This window comes from Phyllobacterium sp. YR620, from assembly GCF_900104165.1.
GTDB lineage: Bacteria > Pseudomonadota > Alphaproteobacteria > Rhizobiales > Rhizobiaceae > Phyllobacterium > Phyllobacterium pellucidum.
The window spans coordinates 255391-273217 of the sequence record NZ_FNJP01000005.1; the positions used below are offsets into that span (position 1 = coordinate 255391).

The window sequence follows — 17827 nt, forward strand, 5'->3', positions numbered from 1 at the left end:
AGCCGCTGTTGTTGGACTTGATAGTGGTGATTGGCCTCGGTTCGAAGTAGGTGGCAGATGGCGGAACTGGTTTTCGGAAAAGCCGAACAATCACAGGAACCCGTCAACGTGGATGCGCGTTCGCCTGCATGCTAGCCTACCCGCTCCAGAATCAAATCCCCCCAAGGAGACGTGAATGTCCGATCTATCCGCTTTCCCCATTGCCAGCCGTTGGCCGGCACAATATCCGGACCGGCTGCAGCTTTATTCTTTTCCGACCCCGAACGGGGTCAAGGTGTCGATCGCGCTGGAAGAACTTGGGCTGCCCTACGAGCCGCATGCGGTCAATATCGGCAAGAATGAAAGCTGGACGCCGGAGTTCCTGTCGCTCAATCCCAACGGCAAGATCCCCGCGATCATCGATCCCGATGGTCCGGGCGGCAAGCCGCTCGGCCTCTTCGAATCCGGCGCCATCCTGCTTTATCTCGCCGAGAAGACCGGCAAGCTCATTCCCGCGGACCCGAGCCTGCGGTACGAGACCATCCAGTGGGTTTTCTTCCAGATGGCCGCAATCGGGCCGATGTTCGGACAGGTCGGATTCTTTCACAAGTTCGCAGGCCGCGAGATCGAGGACAAGCGGCCGCTCCAACGCTACGTTGATGAATCGAAGCGCCTGCTCGGCGTAATCGAAACGCGGCTCAGCGGGCGTGAATGGATCATGGGCGACGAATACAGCATAGCCGATATCTCCATGCTCGGCTGGGTGCGCAACCTTGTCGGGTTCTACGGCGCGCGGGAAATCGTTGATTTCGACAGGCTGAAATATGTCCCCGGCTGGCTGGAGCGCGGACTTGCCCGGCCCGCCGTGCAGCGTGGCCTCGATATTCCACAGCGTCCGGCAGCCTAGCGCCATGCAGCCTCGGAGCGGTTGATGGCGCGTAAGAAGGTCATACTGAGCGAGGTTGCCGAGCTTGCCGGAGTTGGTATCGCTACGGTCGATCGTCTGCTCAATGAGCGCGGCAACGTCAAACCGGAAACGGCCTTGAAGATCATTCGGGCTGCGCGACAGCTCGGTTTGCAGCGCATCCTGCCCGCGACCTATCATAAGGGACTGCGCCTGGAGGTAATACTCGCGCGGCCCTATTTGCCCCTGATCAAGCGCATGAACCAGGCGTTCATGCAGCTTGCACCCAGCCTCGACCGCTCGGTTACCATTCAGCGTAGCTTGCTCAAGGACGACAAAGCGGAACACATTGCCGAGCGTATCCGCGCCACGACTTGCAATGCCGTGATCATCTATGCGCAGGAGGATCCCGCGATCATCGGCGCCGTCGGCGCCATAACCGCAGCGGGTATTCCGGTGATCACCGTCATCTCCGACCTGCCAACCTCAGCGCGCTTCGCCTATGCCGGAATAGACCATTACGCTGCCGGGCGGACGGCGGGCTACTTCATGGCTAAGTTTGCGCGGCAACCGGGTCGCGTCATTGCCCTGTGCTATGACCTCGGAATCAGGGGCCATGCCGACCGCATTCGGGGTTTGACAGATGCAATGGATGTCCACGGCGCCGGGCTTACACTGGCGGAGCGTCTTGAGGGGCGCGACGATTCTGAAATTTCCGAGCGGCTCCTGGTCGATGCACTGAAACGTCACCGCGATATTGTCGGCGTCTATAATGCCGGTGCTCCGAATGACGCCGTTGAACTCGCCCTTCGCAAGAGCGCGCTGCAGCACCAACCCATCTTTATCGGGCACGAGCTGACCCCGCAATCGTGTAAAATGTTGCGCGAGGGGACGATGACCCTCGCCATCGACCAGAACCCGCAGCAGCAGGCGCGGCTCGCGGTCGACGTCCTGCTGCACCACTTCGGCTATGCCGAGCATCCCGTACACAAGACACCCTATAGTGCGACGATCGACTTCACGCTGCATGGACCGGAGAATTTCGAGAAGACATCCGATCGCACGGCAAGCTAACCAACGGAGATGAGGACTTTCCCGTCTTCGACCTTGACTGGATAGGTACGCAGGTTCACGCAGACGGGAGCGCCCTTGGCCGCGCCGGTTCGGTAATCGAAGCGGCCATTATGCTTTGGGCACTCAATGATGTTGTCCATGACGAGCCCGTCAGCAAGATGCACCTTCTCATGGGTGCAGAGGCCATCGGTGGCATAATACTCGTCGTCCGGCGAGCGGAAGATCGCGAAAGTGCGACCGTCGTGGTCAAAGCGGATAACATCCTCCTCGTCGATGTCATCGGCGTCGCACGCTTCGATCCAGGTCTTCGAAACAGCATTCATCGTCAGTTCTCCTCAAAATTATTGTTCACTCGGCGGGCGCGGCAAAGCGCATATCGGGTGCAGCCCGAATCGTTCCCGGCAGCGGCCGCTGGACAAAATAGCCGGGGTCCTTCACCTGCCTGATCAGCGCCGGGATGATTTCGCGGTAAACGGCCCAGATGGACGGATAGACCGGAGGGCACTGGTCCTTGATCATGGCATGCAGTTGCGGGAGGGCATAAAACGGCACCATAGGGAACATGTGGTGCTCGATGTGGTAGTTCATGTTGATGTAGAGGAAGCGGAACACAGGATTGGTCTCGAATGTCCGCGTGTTGAGCCGGTGGTCGTAGACATCCTCGTCCAGCCCCGCATGCTGCGTGATGTTGAAGAGCTGCGCCAGCGGACCGCCATAAAAGCGCGGCAGGACGATGTACAGGGCAGGCAGGATCGAGGCAAAATACCAGCAGGCGGCTCCGGTCGCGACGAAGATCGCAACGTAGATGCGTGACGACCAGAACACCTTGGGCTTTTCGCTGTCAGGAACGAAGTGACGGCCTTCCTCGTTCAGGCTGCCACAGGCGTGGCGCAGGATCGACGCCATCTGGATCAGGCCGGACTTCAGGAAGAAGAAATCGAGAATGATACCTGGAATATCGGGCGGACGCGGCACTGCAATCTCGGGGTCGCGGCCGACGATGATCGTGTCTGTATGATGCCGCGAATGGCTCCAACGCCAGTAAAAACCCTCATGCAGGGTCATGAAGCCGTTGAGGTGGTAAAGCGCCTCGTTGATCCAGCGCGTCTTGAATGGCGTCCCGTGCGAGAGTTCATGAGCGCGATGGTCGCTGGAAGCGTAGAGAACACCATAGACGGCGAAGAACGGAATGCACCAAAGCGTGCCCCATGTCAGAAAAGCGCCGGCACCCGATACGGCAAGCAATGCGAGCCAGAGCCCAAAATGGCGCAGCGAGACCAGGTCTGAACGCTTCATCAAGTGCTTGAAGACCTTGCGGTCGACTTTTGCGGAAAACCATTCGGATTCGACGCGGTGCTCGAAGCCAACGTCGGTCAGTACCGCGGCTCGCGCTGCGTCGCCAACAAGCGCATAGCTTTTCGTCATTTGATTTTCCTCCGCAACTGCGCCCCGCCGGCCTTTTATTGCCCGTGCATCGAAATTACCTTTCCGTATGCAGCCCGGTCCATTTGGATATTGATGGTTTTCCATCATCTCGCTTGTGGACGGGCGAGATGGTCCGGAGGATTTTTAAACAGGGAGAACAGGCCCGATGCGCTCGTATCGGCGCTGATGCTTTCAAAGAGCGCCGCAGTCAATGCAGGGATATGATGCCGTCCACTGCGCGCCATTCACGCGGCGAAATCAGGTGCTGGTGGACGATCCGGACTGAGTGCAGCGGCCCCTCGATGTCCTTGCACCAGAAATCAAGAAAGCCTTTCAATTCCGGGAAAGACGGAGCAAGATCGTATTCCTGCCAAATGTAAAGCTGCAGAAAGCTCGGGTGGTCGGGAAGGCGATAATGTATCTCGGCCGTTGTCAGACCGTAGCCTTTTAGCTGAAGTTCGAATGCTCTGCTTGTTGTCATGAATATTTCCCTTGTGGATCAACTCATGCGTCACTGTGAATCTTGTCAGATTCCGCTGTGTTTTCAAGGAAAATTACAGAACTTGTAAAAGGGAGGAGTGAGGACCATGGCTGCAAAAGAAGTCAAATTCAGCGCCGAAGCGCGGGATCGCATGATGCGCGGCGTCGATATACTTGCCAATGCCGTTAAAGTGACACTCGGTCCCAAGGGCCGCAACGTCGTGATCGAGAAATCCTTCGGGGCGCCGCGCATCACCAAGGATGGCGTCACCGTCGCCAAGGAAATCGAACTCGAGGATAAATTCGAGAACATGGGAGCCCAGCTGCTGCGCGAAGTCGCTTCGAGGACGAGCGACGTTGCCGGCGACGGCACGACGACAGCCACCGTTCTTGCCCAGGCGATCGTGCGCGAGGGCGCGAGAGCTGAAGCTGCAGGCATGAATCCGATGGATTTGAAGCGCGGCATAGATATCGCCGTGGAAGCAGTTGTTGCGGAACTGAAGCGCAATGCCCGTAAAATCTCCAACAATTCCGAAATTGCCCAGGTGGGAACCATCTCCGCCAACGGTGACATAGAAATCGGTCAATATCTGGCCGACGCCATGGGGAAGGTCGGGCACGAAGGCGTCATCACTGTCGAGGAGGCAAAAACCGCCGAGACCGAACTCGAAATCGTCGAGGGCATGCAGTTCGACCGTGGCTACCTCTCCCCCTATTTCGTCACTGACCAGGACAAGATGCGGGTCGAATTCGAAGATCCCTATATCCTCATCCACGAGAAGAAGCTCTCGAACCTTCAGGCAATGCTGCCCATTCTCGAAGCCGTGATCCAGTCGGGAAGTCCGCTGCTGATCATCGCAGAAGATGTGGAGGGCGAGGCATTGGCCACGCTCGTCGTCAACAAATTGCGCGGGGGGTTGAAGGTTGCAGCCGTCAAAGCGCCTGGCTTCGGCGATCGGCGCAAGGCAATGCTCGAGGACATAGCGATCCTGACGGGCGGCACCGCGATTAGCGAAGACCTCGGCATCAAGCTCGAGAACGTCACACTCGACATGCTCGGCCGTGCCAAGAAGACGATCGTCGAGAAGGAAACCACAATTATCGTCAACGGCGGCGGCTCGAAAGCCGATATCGATGCACGTATTGTGCAGATCAAGGCCCAGATCGAGGATACGACATCCGACTATGACAAGGAAAAGCTGCAGGAACGGCTTGCCAAACTTGCCGGCGGCGTTGCCGTGATCCGGGTTGGCGGCTCGACCGAGGTCGAGGTGCGCGAACGCAAGGATCGCGTCGACGACGCGCTTCACGCGACACGGGCGGCCGTGGAGGAAGGAATACTTCCCGGTGGCGGCGTTGCGCTCCTGCGCTCAGCCAATGCGCTTGAAGGGCTGCAGGTCAAGAATGCGGACCAGCGCGTCGGCATCGAGATCGTGCGGCGGGCCATCGAGATGCCCGTGCGCCAGATTGCGGAGAATGCCGGGGCGGAGGGTTCGCTGATCGTCGGCAAATTGCGTGAGAACAGCGACTTTGCATATGGGTGGAACGCCCAGACCGGTCGGTATGGCAATCTATACGAGATGGGCGTGATCGATCCGGCCAAGGTGGTGCGCAGTGCGCTGCAAGGCGCTGCCTCGGTTGCGGGTCTCCTCGTCACGACCGAAGCGATGGTCGCCGATATTCCCAAGAAGCCCGCGGCTCCAGCCATGCCTGCGGGCGGCGGTATGGACTACTGATCAAGTCTTTGCGGGTGCGTCTGTCGCAGGCCTTGCATTGTTCCACCCCGCCAACAGGACTATAGTTAGAACGGGGATGCGGAGGGAGCAAAATCGCGGCCACCGGCACGAGCCGTGCCGCGGGGGAGGTTAGCGATGACCACATATGTTGTTCTCTTGAACTGGACCGAACTTGGCCTCAAGAACGCCGGGGACTCGCCCAACAGGCTCGACGGTGCGAAGAAAATGCTCAAGGAAATGGGTGGTTCGTTCGATCAGTTTTTTCTGACGATGGGCGAATATGACATGGTCGGCATTATGACGGCGCCCGACGACGCGGTCATGGCGCGCTTTACGCTGGGCCTTGGGCAGAAGGGTTTTGTGCGCACGCGTACGCTGAAGGCTTTCCCGGAGGCAGCCTATCGCGAAATCATCAAATCGCTGGGCTGATTGTCGTCTGAAAGGAACAAAGGAAGCCGCAAGTCATGCTTGCGGTTTCCGCGCTGCGGCGATTTCACCAATCCTATGAGACCATGCGTTGCTGTGGGGCAAATGTGCTGAGGCCGAGCCATTGCTGCATGGCGCTCGCAATGCTGGGGTCGCCGTCGAATTCGACGCGGCCTGCTTCGACCTCGCGCCTGACGGCCGAAAGTCCCATCCAGATGGCCGTCATGCTCTTCAGCGAGCTTGTCACCAGAAGATCGACATCGAATCCCGGATCGAAGCCGCAAAGGTCAACGGAACTGCCGTCGACAACCAGCCAGAAATTCTGCCTCGTTTCCGGCAGTTCGGGGTACAGAAACTGAATCGTGCAGCGCCGTTTTGGCAGCGGCTTCGGATTGAGGTTGCGGCGCATGTCCCACATCAGCAGGGAGGGATCGAGATTGCGCAGCGACAGTTCCGATTCAACCCAGCGCTGCCCCCAGGAGCCAATGCCGAGCACGATTGCCCGCAGGTCTTCGCCAGCGGGCGAGAGATGATATTCGGTCGTGCCGTTGGCGTTGGTTACGACCTCTACCACCCCCGCACGTTCAAGCTCTTTCAACCGTTTGGACAAAAGCGCAGGCGACATGCGCGGCACGCCGCGGCGCAGATCGTTGAAACGCGTCGTTCCCATCAGCATTTCGCGTATCACGAGCGTCGTCCAGCGCGAGCACAATATCTCCGACGCCATCGCAACCGGACAGAACTGCCCGTATCCTCCACGTTGTTCCATTGTTCCCACCGGTCTTCCTGACCCTTTTCTTAAGGCAAGAATACCCTAAAACGCGGTCGAATCCTACCGGCTGGACATTCGGGTCGGAACGTTGCCTTGTGCCCAAGTCTGCGGATAAAACTATGCCTTGTCTTTTAAACGCTGCTCGAAAGGTTGGACGTATGACCGATACTTCGAATGAACCGCGTACGGTTGCCCAAAAGAAAACGGGCAAGACCGTCAAGAAGAAAGCGAAGGAACTCTCCGGCAAATCACCTGCCCGCAAGCCCCAAGGCACCCCCGCAGAGCCCAAGCTCTTGTCGGGCGGAAACCCTCAGATTGCGAAAGCTGACGGCGACGCCCCCGTTCAGGCCTATATCGCGGCGATGCCCGGCTGGAAAAGCGAGGCCGGCCGACGCCTGGACGCGCTGATCGCTCGCACCGTTCCCGATGTGCGAAAGGCGGTGAAATGGAACTCGCCGCTCTATGGTATTGAGGGTCAGGGATTCTTTCTCGGCGCCCACTGCTTTGACAAATACATAAAGGTCGCCTTCTTCCACGGCGCGTCGCTGCACCCGATGCCGCCTGTCGCATCCAAGGACAAGAACACCCGCTACTTTCACATCCATGAGAACGACGCGATCAATGAGGAGGAACTGGCGGCGTGGATCCGTCAGGCCGCCGCCCTGCCCGGCTGGGTCCCCTGATTTGATCAAGTAATATAGGCTTGCCTGCACGAATCGGGTCCGGAAGAGGAACAAGTACCCCATGAATCCCTCGGAACATATTGACCAGCTTATCGAAAAACTCGGCGACTGGCGCGGCGAGATGCTCGCAAGCCTCCGCAAGACTTTCCTTGAAGCCGACAAGGAGATCGTCGAGGAATGGAAGTGGATGGGTAGCCCTGTATGGGAGCGCGACGGGATCATTGCGGTGGGCAATGCCCACAAGGAAAAGGTGAAGCTGACATTCTCGCACGGCGCAAGCCTTCCGGATCCAGATAAGCTTTTCAACAATGGCTTCGGGGGCAAAGTGTGGCGCGCGATCGACGTCCACGAGGGCGACAAGGTTGACAAGGACGCTTTGAAAAAGCTCATTCGCGCCGCCGTCGAATTCAACCAAGCAAAGAAAATGGCAAAGAAGGCCACGCCGCGCGCACGGGCGAAAACGGCCAAGGGCGAAGCCGAATAGGCTAGTACATTTCCTGAACTGGACGAATTGCAGCGTTGAGAGGATCCTTTGCGCATGGGCTGTTGAAGCCCCAAGGAGGACCTATGAACAGCATGGCACATACATCATCCATTGCGGACGAAGCTTCGTCCGGGAGTGCCGTAGATATCGCGCACTCTTTGACACCAGCTCTCGCTGCGAGGGCAGCGGAATTTGACGAGACCGACACTTTCGTTGCGGAGAACTACAAGCTCCTCAAGGAGGCCGGCCTCGTCCATGCCGGCGTGCCCCACGAACTTGGCGGCGGTGGCGCCGACGTTGGCGAGCTTGCCGAAATGCTGCGCGTGCTCGCGCATGGCTGCTCGTCGACCGCGCTCGCTTTCTCGATGCACACGCATCAGGTCGCGATCCCTGCCTGGCGCTGGCGCCACCAGAAAGCTTTGGCCGTCGAGCCCCTTCTGAAGCGGATTGCCGCTGAAAAGCTGATCCTGTTGTCGAGCGGGGGCTCGGACTGGATCGGCGGCTCGGGCGACGCAACCAAGGTCGAGGGCGGCTACCGCATCAAGGCGCGCAAGGTGTTTACATCAGGCGCCAATGCCGGGGACATCCTGATGACCGGCGCGATCCTTCGCGGGGAAGACGGTTCGGCTCAGGTGATCCACTTTGGCGTTCCCATGAAGTCAGCCGAAGTCAAGGTTGTCGATACTTGGAAAGCCCTCGGAATGCGAGGAACCGGCTCCAACGATGTTGCGATCGAAGACTTCTTTGTGCCTGACGCCGGCGTCGCGTTTTCGCGCAAGGCGGGCGAATGGCATCCGGTTTTCCAGATCATCGCAACAACGGCATTTCCGCTGATCTATGCTGTGTATCTCGGCGTTGCCGAAAGCGCGCGGGACATTGCCATCCATCTTGCCAAGAAGAAGCAGCCGACCGAGACCTCCATGAACCTCGCCGGTCGCATGGACACCTCGCTGCGCGCCGCCCAGCTTGCACATCAATGGATGGTAAAAATTGTCGAGCGCAATTCGCCTTCCGCCGAAAGTGTCAACGAGGTCATGATCGGACGTTCACTGGTGGCGGAACATGCAATCAAGACAGTGGAGCTTGCTCTCGAGCTGGCGGGTGGTGCCGGTTTTTATCGCTCGAACGGTCTTGAACAGCGTTTCCGGGATATTCAGGGCGCGCGGTTTCACCCGCTCCAGCAAGGCCCGCAAGCGCGGTATGCCGGAGCGATGGCGCTCGGACAATCGGTGAATACCGTATTCTAGAGTGCCGTACAGAAGAAGGGCGTTGGCAGGCGTGGGGTCGGCTTCCGCAAGAAGCGGATTACCGCGAGGCAACGCTCGTCGTCGATGCCGGCATCCGGGCGACGACGACAAGCTGCGTGACCTCACCCCGCTTGAAGGCCGCAAGGAACCGGCGGTAATCCTTGAACGACACGCAGCCATTTGAATCGCCGCGCGGGCCGAGCATGTAGGTATGGGCTAGCAGTCCGTCGCGGCCAAAAAGCTTGCTCGGATCGAGTGGGTTGAGCCGGATCGCCTCGACGCCGTGGAAGAGGGCCTCGCGCATCGTCAACCGGTAGGTATGTGGTGGCGTTGCGCCGCGCATCTTCTTGTGCACGGAGCGTGGATCGTCACGCAGCGGACCAAGTCCGGAATGCGCCTCAAGACGCTCGCCATTGGGCATGTAGACCGTCTTGGCCGAGATATCGTAGATCGCGGTGCGATTGCGGGCAAAGAGGCGGGCCGCCGGCGGTTCGTAGGACGGCGCAACATCGCGAATGTCGTTGTCCTGCGGCGCATAGGCAAGAAGCTGCGGCGTTGCGCGCTTGGCCAGCCGGGCCGGGCGGTTGGGACGGATGCCGGGTAGCGGGACTTCAGCCGCATCGTCTGCATCGTCAAGCCCGGGGTCCTTTTCAGCCAATACCAGGCTGAACGGACCGTCTGACGGATAACCCGCAGCGGCGGGCGCACCGGCCAAGGCGACTTGCGGCGAAGGCGGCTCATCGAAGGTGCTGTAGGAACGCACGGAAGCGACATGCATTGTATCGAGGCCCGAAGCCCGGACACCAAACGCATCCTCTTCAAGCGGCGCCGTTGCCGCCAGAACGAACTTCGGCTTCGGCGGCGTGATGACAACGGTCTCGCCGGTAGCCGAGATCACCGAGCCCTCGTCCATATCGGTAGCCTGCCAGGCCGTGCCGGTGAGTTCCGGAACGCGGGGATATTTGGGATTGACGCGAACCGGGACGAGGTTGGGTGCGAGCGCGATGCTGCTCGGGCCGAACGCCCGTTCACCCGGCCTGTAGCTTTCAGCGAGGGCGTTGCCCTCGGACCGCGAGGCGACGGCATGGTGCAGTGTAACGGCAAGAATGATCGCGCCGAACGCGGTCATGATTCCGAGGCTTGCAAGAAAGGCGGCGGAGGTTAGTCCGGGACCCCGACGACGGCCATTTTTTTGCGAAGGCTTTCCGCCCGCCCCGACTGCAAACGCCATGATACTCGTACCCACACTGCTCAACCCACGCGACAGTCCGCGCAAAACCACGCTTACCGTGGCAAAACTGAGGCTGCGGGCAACAAAACCGCGTCCTCAATCCGCGACTGTCCTGCATGAACAATGAAGAATCTTGGTTACCAATTGATTGAGAGGGAGACGGATTTTTTCCATTTCCCGCGGCAGCGCTCACGCACATCCGCGATGGCTCCTCGGGTCAGGCCCGAGGATGGTGGCAGGGGTGTGCAGGCTGGCGAAGAGGTCGCTAGGAGGTAGCTGCGACGAGCACAATGAACTGCATGTCATTTACTGCAGCAGGGCCACGATCTGCGCATAGCCTTTCGCGCGTGCGTGCTGCAGCGCCGTGACGCCGTCCCTATCGGCAAGCGCCTTGTTCGCACCCGCATCGACAAGCAGCTTGACGATTGCAATATGGCGGGGACCGCCGTCGCCGAGAATGACCGCCTCGAGGAGTGCTGTCCAGCCGAGCTTGTTGACATGGTCGACATCAACGCCGGCATCGATGAGCGTGCGGACGGTTCCCACGTGACCGCGCTCCGATGCCGGGATCAGTGCCGTGCCGCCATAGCGATTGATGCTCTTTAGATCCGCGCCATGGGCGAGCGTCATGCGAAGAATTTCGAGGTGACCGCGAGCACCGGCATAAAGATAGGGACTATCCTCGATCCCGTCCTTGGCATTCACGTCGGCGCCGGCCTCGATCAGCATGCGTGCTGCCTCGATGCGGTTGGCATGCGTTGCAACGAGCAGCGCCGTTTCGCCGCGTTCGTTCCGCATGTCGGGATCAACGCCTTGCGCGAGCAACGACCGCAAGGTCGTCGTGTCGCCGCCATGCGCGGCTTCAATTAGTTCAAGTGCCTTCGTGTCAGCCATCGCAACTCCCCGCGTAGATATCAGCGTCATGCATACAAGGAGCGCCCGCCGGGTAAGATCCTTGGAGCGCCCCCTCATCGTCATGTTCATTCCTATTTGAGCTTGACGAGATCGCCTGGTTTCCACGTCTTGTCGAAGAAGGCCTTGGTTGGACCATAGAGGCGCAGAATCGTGAAGAACCCTTTGCCCGGGGCGGTGGCTACCCAGTTTTTGCCATTGCCGGGCGATTTCGGCCCGAAATAAATATCCGTTGTGCCGTCAGAATTCTGCACCGGCTTGTCCATCGTATTGAGCGAGGGAAACGTTTGGCCGTTGTCGAGCCCCGATCCCGTGACCGGGTCGTAGACCGTCACCGACCAGAATATCTTGGCCGGAATGTCCTTCGGCAGCGTTAGCTTATAGCTGTGGTCGCCGGATAGATAGTTGCCGTCGGCATCCTTGAAGGCATTCGGATATTTTGCGCCGACATTCTCCATGTTGATCGCCATTCCGGGGCTGGTGGAATAGGCATAGGTAAAGAAGCTCGACCGGGCATCGAGCAGGTTGAAGCTGTCGCCACGGAAATCTGCATTCGTGGAGAACGGGTTCAGCCATTGGCGATCGTCATAGTATTTCTCTGCCTCCGGGCCGTATGCGAAAGCATGAGACATCCGCGAGGCCGTCTTGGCGGCATTGTCCAGAGTTTTCTTGGTTCTCTCGTCGGGCTTGAACGGCTTGCCCTTGACTATACCGAGAGCCGCCGCCATGCCGCGCATCTCGAAATCCTTCGGATCGACATATTCGTGGTCGATGAAGCGGGCGAACATGTCGAAAGCCGAACCGTCTTGCGGATAAAGCATGTTTACCGCGACGCCCGAGGCATCGGGGAATTCCATCTTCTTTGCCGTTTCTTCCTTGCCAAACGGATAGATGCGGGTCTGCTCCATCACCTTGACCGGCTCCTCGAGCGCCTTCGGATCTTTAAAGAAACCACGCCAGAAAACAAAGACGCCGTATGTGCCGGAGCGATAGACAAAATAACCTTGTGGAATCTCGCCCTTATAGTCCGGCGGCAGGATGAGATACTTGCCGCCCTTGCCCTTGTCTGGCCCGGGCAGTCCGACGTCGCCGGCCCATGCCCTCCCCTCGATTTCCCCTTCCGACGGTATTGGCCGCTGCCAAAAATCGTCGATGATGCCCTGCAGGCCCGGCGGAACCTCGATCACCATCGGACCGTCTTCCTTGAGGTCGAGATAGCCAAGCGCATAGATGACATCGGAATTGGGCGTGGTGATCAGCGTCTTGGCGTCGAGCCGCTTCTTGAAGATCGGCAGGATGTTGTAGCCCTTGCCGAACTTTTTCTCCGAGCCTTCCTTCATGCCGTACATGTTCAGTGCGGGCAGCGCCCACAGGTAGGTTTGGATGCCGCGCTGCAGCAGGAGTTCATCCTGGAGGCGGGTGACATCCTTCTTCGACAGATAGCCTTGCTGATAGTGTGCGGCCGCCAGGTTGGGTTCCGCCGCGATGGCGGTACTTTCCGATGCAGCCAAGATGGTTCCAGCGACGATCAAAGCGCTTACGCAATATTTTGTCTTCAAAACAGCCATGTAAATACCTCGTTGCCAATATCGCCAACTCATCACGAGCCGGCACTTCAATTAAGTACATACCATTTAAATTGGCTGCCGCCCTTCATCGGCCTTGAACATAAACAACAAAATTAGTCATCACGCGACAGGCTTGCCATTCACATTGCCGTTTCCTAAATAGACCTCGTGAGGACGACCTCAACGCCGCTGGATTTCCGGCGCTTCCAGACAAATCCGGGACGGCCCGAGCAAATATGTGAAGGAGGTCGTCATGGCCTGGATAATACTCGTCGCTGCGGGACTCTTTGAAATCGGTTGGGCCATCGGGCTCAAATATACCGATGGCTTTACCCGCCTTACTCCCTCGATCCTTACCGCCGGCAGCATGGTCATCAGCGTTGTGTTGCTTGGCCTGGCTCTGCGCGATCTTCCCGTCGGCAGTGCCTATGCGGTCTGGACGGGTATCGGAACGGTCGGCACTGCACTTCTAGGCATGTATCTTTTTGCCGAGCCCGCCACCGTCGTCCGTCTTGTCTGCATCGGCTTGATCGTTGCCGGCATCGGCGGGCTGAAATTTCTCGCCTGAGTGCAAATCGGCCGTGCATTTCGAGGCGTTCTTGATCTAGTGTCGGTCTCGACGAGCGCCTCCAAGGGCACCAATCGCATTGGAGGCTGACCGGCAAAGTGGATAGCCAGCGCAGAAAATGATCGACGAGCAAAACACCGCCCTCTCCCAAGCTGAAATCGAACGCTATGCGCGCCATATCATCCTTGGCGAGATCGGCGGTCCGGGCCAGCAGAAGCTGAAACGTGCCCGGGTGCTCGTTGTCGGTGCCGGCGGCCTCGGCGCTCCGGTGCTGCAGTATCTCGCGGCCTCAGGTGTCGGCACGCTCGGGATCATTGACGATGATCGCGTTTCGCTCTCAAACCTGCAGCGCCAGATCATACATAGCTCCGACCTCGTCGGATCGGCCAAGGTCGAAAGTGCCGCGCGGGCCATCGCCGCGATCAACCCGCATGTCACCGTCGAAACCCATGAGACGCGTATCGCCAGGGAGAATGCCGCCGATCTCTTGCGCCGCTACGATATCATCGTCGACGGATCGGACAATTTCGATACGCGCTATCTGTTGGCGGACATTTGCCTTGAGGAAAAGCGGCCGCTGATTTCGGCAGCGCTTGGACGGTTCGACGGTTCGGTCACGACGTTGATGCCCTATGCCGCGAACCCTGCCGGCGAGGCCAATCCATCCTATCGCGATCTCTTTCCCAATCCGCCACCACCGGGACTGCTTCCGGCCTGTGCCGAGGCCGGCGTGCTCGGCGTTCTGCCAGGCGTCATTGGCACCTTGCAGGCGACGGAAGTCATCAAGCTCATTACCGGAATTGGTGAACCGCTGATTGGACGGCTCCTGCTCTATGATGCGCTGACCTCGCGTTTCGAAACGATCAAGTACAAGGCGCGCAAGCGTTCGGATGATGCCGCATGAGCTGACTGCGGAACAGCGATCGATTGCCGAAGGTGCGGGCGGTGACGGCGCCGCCATGGCGATGCGGATCGTTGCAGCAGCGGCGCGGCTGATGGGGGCCCCCTCCCTCATCCCCATCGCTTCAGCCCATATTGACGGTGCGCTTTACCACGGCGACTCCGGAACACTTTTTGCCGAAAAGCTCGTTGAAGGCAGGGCAAAAGTCGCCGTACGCGCTACACTCAATGTAGGCTCCATCGACCTTACCGGATGTTCAAGGAACCGGCTGCCGCCGCATGAGCGGGTGATGGCGCGGCGCATGATGGACGCCTATCGCAAGCTCGGCTGCGAGCCGAGCTGGACCTGCGCGCCCTATCAGGCGGGCCATCGTCCGGCCCCCGGCACGGACGTCGCCTGGGGCGAATCCAATGCGGTCGTGTTCTGCAATTCGGTGCTTGGCGCCCGCACCAACCGCTATGGCGATTTTCTCGACATCGCCTGCGCGATTGCCGGCTTCGCCCCCTATTACGGCTTTCACCTCCCGGAGAACCGCCGCGCAACCGTTGTGTTCGATGTGTCGGGTCTCGACCCTGCCTTTCTGGCTTCCGAAGTGGCCTTTCCCATTCTTGGCAGCCTCTACGGCCGTGAGCTTGGCGGCGCGGTCGGCGTCGTTTCCGGGATTGCCCGCCATCCCGGCGAAGACGCTTTGAAAGCCTTTGGCGCGGCGGCCGCTTCAGGCGGAGCAGTCGGGCTTTTTCACGTGTCGGGCGTTACGCCGGAAGCACCCGATCTTGACACCGCGCTCCAGCATCAGCCGCCGGAGATGGCCATCCATGTCACCGAAGAAATGGTCGCAGATTCGCGCCGGCGGCTCTCCACTGTTTCAGGCACCGACAGGCTCGATGCCGTCGCCATCGGCAGTCCGCATCTGTCGGGTGAGGAGTTCAACCAACTTCAACAGCTTGTTGCCGGCCGCAAGCTCAAAATCCCGCTCTATGCCTGCACCGGCCGCCACGCATTGGCTGCGCTGGAAGCCAATGGCGGCCGCAAATCTCTCGAAGACGCCGGCGTTGTCATCGTTGCTGATACCTGCGTCGTCGTCACGCCTATCTTGCCGGAGGCAGAAGGGGCCGTGCTGATGACCAACTCCGGCAAGTTCGCCCACTATGCGCCCGGCAATACCGGCTATGGCGTGCTGTATGGGTCGATGGCCGAATGTGTGGAAAGCGCCGTTGCGGGTCGGCCGCGTTTCGGAGCCGCGCCATGAAGGCGAAGGTTCTTGTTGCGGGCGCCGCAGTTGAGGGCGCGGCACTCGTCCTTTCTGCGCCGATCAGTTTCTGGGGCGGGGTCAATCCCAAGACGGGGTTGATCGAAGACGTGCGCCATCCGGAGCACGGTGCCTCGATTGCCGGAACGATTCTTTGCCTGCCCGGGACAATCGGTTCCTCTTCGGCCGCTGCCGTGCTGCTTGAGCTGGTTTCCGTCGATCTTGCGCCTGCGGCAATCATTCTGCACGAACCGGATGCTATTCTCCTTCTCGGGCTCATCGTGGCACAGGAAATGGGCTACCAGACGCCGATCGCCGTTGAACTCGACCGCGAGAAATTCGAAGGACTGAATGGAGAGAAAGTCCGGATCGCCGTCGATGGCGATATCGCGGTCGCTGCCTGAATTCCGCCGTCAAACGCGATCGGGCAAGACGCGATCCGGTGGACGGTGACCATCGATAAAGGTGCGGATATTGATTATCACCTTCTCGCCCATGTCGATGCGCCCTTCGAGGGTCGCCGAGCCCATATGCGGCAGGATGACCACTTTGCCCTGTTTGGCGAGCTTGCGCAGCTTGGAATTCACGGCGGGTTCGTGCTCGAACACGTCGAGCGCAGCGCCGGCGAGCTTGCGCTGTTCCAACTGTTCGATAAGTGCGTGCTCGTCGATGATCTGGCCGCGCGCCGTATTGACGATAAACGCCGTCGGCTGCATCAGCGCCAGGCGTCTTGCCGAAAGCAGGTGGAACGTGGCCGGGGTCGACGGGCAATTGACCGAGATGATGTCCATGCGGGCCAGCATCTGGTCGAGGCTTTCCCAATAGGTCGCCTCGAGTTCCTCTTCGGTACGCGGATTGACGGGCTTGCGGTTGTGGTAATGTATGGAAAGGCCAAAAGCCTTGGCCCGGCGCGCAACCGCAGTGCCGATGCGGCCCATGCCGACGATGCCGAGGCGCTTGCCCCAGATGCGGCGGCCGAGCATCCAGGTCGGACCCCAGCCCTCCCACTTGCCATCGTCGAGAAGGATCGATGCGCCTTCTACCAGGCGGCGCGGGGCGGCGAGCAGAAGAGCCATGGTCATGTCGGCCGTGTCTTCGGTCAGAACGTTCGGCGTGTTGGTAACGGTAATGCCGCGCTTGCCGGCGGCAACGACGTCGATATTGTCGGTACCGTTGCCGAAGTTGGCGATCAAGCGGAGGTTGGGTCCCGCGGCGGCAATAATCTCTTCGCTGATGTGGTCGGTGATGGTCGGGACGAGCACGTTGGCCGTTTTGACCGCCTCGATCAGCTCCGCCTTGGTCAGCCGCCGGTCATCGACATTCAGCCGGGCCTCAAAAAGCTCGCGCATGCGGGTTTCAATGGGATCCGGCAATTTGCGAGTTATGACGACCAGAGGCTTCTTGCTCACCAATATTCCCCTCCCATTTGACAGCGCTATTGAGACCTCTTTAACCAAGTCATTGCAAACTGCAATTGCTCTTTGCGCTCCTCCACTTGTCTATCAAGGCGGCGCATCAAAGACAAAGAAAAATAGGGATCGTCCGCCATTCTGCCGAAAAACGCGCGGATTGAGGCCCGGACGACGAAGGACCGACCTTGTTGAATATTGGAACTTTTCGCCGCTTCCTGACTGCCGCCAGCCTCGCTGCAGCCATGACGCTGGGGCTGCCATTTACCTTGCCGGCTTTCGCACCGGCGCAGGCAGCGCAGGTCGGGCCCAGCGGTCTGCCCCTGCCCCGATTCGTCAGCCTGAAGCCCGGTCGCGTCAATCTGCGCGTTGGCCCGGGCCGCGACTATGCGGTGACGTGGCTATTCTTGAAGTCTGGCCTCCCGGTCGAGATCGTCCAGGAATTCGACAACTGGCGACGCATCCGCGATTCCGAAGGCACGGAAGGCTGGGTCTATCAGTCATTGCTCTCCGGCAAGCGAACGGCTCTGACGGCGCCATGGCAGCGGGACAAGGACGGCGCCATGCTCAATGTCTATCGCAGCGCCGACGATCAGTCCGCGCTTGTCGCCAAGGTCCAGCCGGGCGTACTTGGAACGTTGAAAGCCTGTAACGGCACCTATTGCCGCGTCGTTTTCAGCGGCGCCAGCGGCTGGATAAAGCAGCCCGACATCTGGGGCGCCTATCCGGACGAGAAATTCGACGATTAAAAACGAGTATTTGTTTCGCCTATCCCGGTC

General features: G+C 59.5%; 20 protein-coding genes. 12 read left to right on the forward strand and 8 right to left on the reverse strand.

Going from position 1 to position 17827, the window contains the following annotated elements; translation table 11 throughout:
* The first annotated feature begins 175 nt into the window (after window positions 1-175).
* A complete protein-coding gene (locus BLR72_RS17415) occupies window positions 176-886 on the forward strand; it encodes a glutathione S-transferase N-terminal domain-containing protein (protein ID WP_027230445.1) in 711 nt (236 codons plus the stop codon).
* A gap of 24 nt (window positions 887-910) precedes the next feature.
* Window positions 911-1957 carry a LacI family DNA-binding transcriptional regulator gene (locus BLR72_RS17420; protein WP_091950611.1) on the forward strand — a complete coding sequence of 349 codons (1047 nt, stop codon included), beginning with the start codon at window positions 911-913 and terminating at the stop codon, window positions 1955-1957.
* Here the strand turns inward: BLR72_RS17420 and BLR72_RS17425 are convergent.
* The 3 genes from BLR72_RS17425 to BLR72_RS17435 form a co-directional block, all read right to left on the reverse strand.
* A complete protein-coding gene (locus tag BLR72_RS17425; protein WP_091950613.1) occupies window positions 1954-2280 on the reverse strand; it encodes a MocE family 2Fe-2S type ferredoxin in 327 nt (108 codons plus the stop codon). The two genes, BLR72_RS17420 and BLR72_RS17425, sit on opposite strands and share 4 nt — an antisense overlap.
* Before the next feature lie 25 nt (window positions 2281-2305).
* On the reverse strand, window positions 2306-3382 hold the full coding sequence (locus BLR72_RS17430; RefSeq protein WP_091950615.1) for a fatty acid desaturase family protein: 1077 nt from the start codon (window positions 3380-3382) through the stop codon (window positions 2306-2308).
* A 208-nt stretch (window positions 3383-3590) separates the two neighbouring features.
* Window positions 3591-3863, reverse strand: coding sequence for an usg protein (locus BLR72_RS17435; protein ID WP_027230449.1), 273 nt, complete (start codon window positions 3861-3863; stop codon window positions 3591-3593).
* A gap of 106 nt (window positions 3864-3969) precedes the next feature.
* Between BLR72_RS17435 and groL the strand changes: the two genes are divergently transcribed.
* Window positions 3970-5598 carry a chaperonin GroEL gene (gene groL, locus BLR72_RS17440; RefSeq protein WP_091950617.1) on the forward strand — a complete coding sequence of 543 codons (1629 nt, stop codon included), beginning with the start codon at window positions 3970-3972 and terminating at the stop codon, window positions 5596-5598.
* A gap of 135 nt (window positions 5599-5733) precedes the next feature.
* On the forward strand, window positions 5734-6027 hold the full coding sequence (locus BLR72_RS17445) for a GYD domain-containing protein (protein WP_027230451.1): 294 nt from the start codon (window positions 5734-5736) through the stop codon (window positions 6025-6027).
* 73 nt (window positions 6028-6100) lie between these two features.
* Here BLR72_RS17445 and BLR72_RS17450 read toward each other — a convergent pair whose 3' ends face one another.
* The gene (locus tag BLR72_RS17450; protein ID WP_027230452.1) at window positions 6101-6793 is read right to left on the reverse strand and encodes a winged helix-turn-helix transcriptional regulator; all 693 of its coding nucleotides are present in this window, start codon (window positions 6791-6793) and stop codon (window positions 6101-6103) included.
* Between the two features lie 161 nt (window positions 6794-6954).
* Here BLR72_RS17450 and BLR72_RS17455 point away from each other — a divergent pair, with 161 nt between their 5' ends.
* The 3 genes from BLR72_RS17455 to BLR72_RS17465 all read left to right on the forward strand — a co-directional run bounded on the left by BLR72_RS17455 (window position 6955) and on the right by BLR72_RS17465 (window position 9210).
* Complete coding sequence (locus tag BLR72_RS17455; RefSeq protein WP_091950619.1) at window positions 6955-7479, forward strand: DUF1801 domain-containing protein; 525 nt, start codon at window positions 6955-6957, stop codon at window positions 7477-7479.
* 61 nt (window positions 7480-7540) lie between these two features.
* Window positions 7541-7963: a DUF1801 domain-containing protein gene (locus BLR72_RS17460; RefSeq protein ID WP_091950622.1), complete on the forward strand. Its 423-nt coding sequence runs from the start codon at window positions 7541-7543 to the stop codon at window positions 7961-7963.
* A 92-nt stretch (window positions 7964-8055) separates the two neighbouring features.
* Window positions 8056-9210, forward strand: a complete 1155-nt coding sequence (locus BLR72_RS17465; RefSeq protein ID WP_091950838.1) for an acyl-CoA dehydrogenase family protein — start codon at window positions 8056-8058, stop codon at window positions 9208-9210.
* Between the two features lie 58 nt (window positions 9211-9268).
* Here the strand turns inward: BLR72_RS17465 and BLR72_RS17470 are convergent, their stop codons facing one another.
* The 3 genes from BLR72_RS17470 to BLR72_RS17480 all read right to left on the reverse strand — a co-directional run bounded on the left by BLR72_RS17470 (window position 9269) and on the right by BLR72_RS17480 (window position 12921).
* Window positions 9269-10339 carry a DUF2778 domain-containing protein gene (locus BLR72_RS17470; RefSeq protein ID WP_244506741.1) on the reverse strand — a complete coding sequence of 357 codons (1071 nt, stop codon included), beginning with the start codon at window positions 10337-10339 and terminating at the stop codon, window positions 9269-9271.
* Window positions 10340-10747: 408 nt separating this feature from the next.
* Window positions 10748-11335 carry an ankyrin repeat domain-containing protein gene (locus BLR72_RS17475; RefSeq protein ID WP_348271830.1) on the reverse strand — a complete coding sequence of 196 codons (588 nt, stop codon included), beginning with the start codon at window positions 11333-11335 and terminating at the stop codon, window positions 10748-10750.
* Window positions 11336-11427: 92 nt separating this feature from the next.
* Window positions 11428-12921, reverse strand: coding sequence for a DUF1254 domain-containing protein (locus tag BLR72_RS17480; RefSeq protein WP_091950626.1), 1494 nt, complete (start codon window positions 12919-12921; stop codon window positions 11428-11430).
* A 253-nt stretch (window positions 12922-13174) separates the two neighbouring features.
* On the opposite strand from BLR72_RS17480, the gene sugE reads away from it, so the two are divergent.
* The 4 genes from sugE to BLR72_RS17500 all read left to right on the forward strand — a co-directional run bounded on the left by sugE (window position 13175) and on the right by BLR72_RS17500 (window position 16043).
* A complete protein-coding gene (gene sugE / locus BLR72_RS17485) occupies window positions 13175-13489 on the forward strand; it encodes a quaternary ammonium compound efflux SMR transporter SugE (RefSeq protein WP_027230456.1) in 315 nt (104 codons plus the stop codon).
* Window positions 13490-13607: 118 nt separating this feature from the next.
* Window positions 13608-14393 (forward strand): molybdopterin-synthase adenylyltransferase MoeB, encoded by a 786-nt coding sequence (moeB, locus tag BLR72_RS17490; protein ID WP_091950627.1) that lies wholly within the window; start codon window positions 13608-13610, stop codon window positions 14391-14393.
* Window positions 14380-15639, forward strand: coding sequence for an aconitase X catalytic domain-containing protein (locus BLR72_RS17495; protein ID WP_280140138.1), 1260 nt, complete (start codon window positions 14380-14382; stop codon window positions 15637-15639). Before moeB ends, BLR72_RS17495 begins: the two co-directional genes overlap by 14 nt.
* Window positions 15636-16043 (forward strand): aconitase X swivel domain-containing protein, encoded by a 408-nt coding sequence (locus BLR72_RS17500; RefSeq protein ID WP_091950629.1) that lies wholly within the window; start codon window positions 15636-15638, stop codon window positions 16041-16043. The genes BLR72_RS17495 and BLR72_RS17500 overlap by 4 nt, the downstream gene beginning before the upstream one ends.
* A 9-nt stretch (window positions 16044-16052) precedes the next feature.
* Here the strand turns inward: BLR72_RS17500 and BLR72_RS17505 are convergent, their stop codons facing one another.
* Window positions 16053-17054: a 2-hydroxyacid dehydrogenase gene (locus tag BLR72_RS17505; RefSeq protein ID WP_091950844.1), complete on the reverse strand. Its 1002-nt coding sequence runs from the start codon at window positions 17052-17054 to the stop codon at window positions 16053-16055.
* Window positions 17055-17293: 239 nt separating this feature from the next.
* On the opposite strand from BLR72_RS17505, the gene BLR72_RS17510 reads away from it, so the two are divergent.
* On the forward strand, window positions 17294-17797 hold the full coding sequence (locus BLR72_RS17510; RefSeq protein WP_091950845.1) for an SH3 domain-containing protein: 504 nt from the start codon (window positions 17294-17296) through the stop codon (window positions 17795-17797).
* The last annotated feature ends 30 nt before the right edge of the window (window positions 17798-17827 follow it).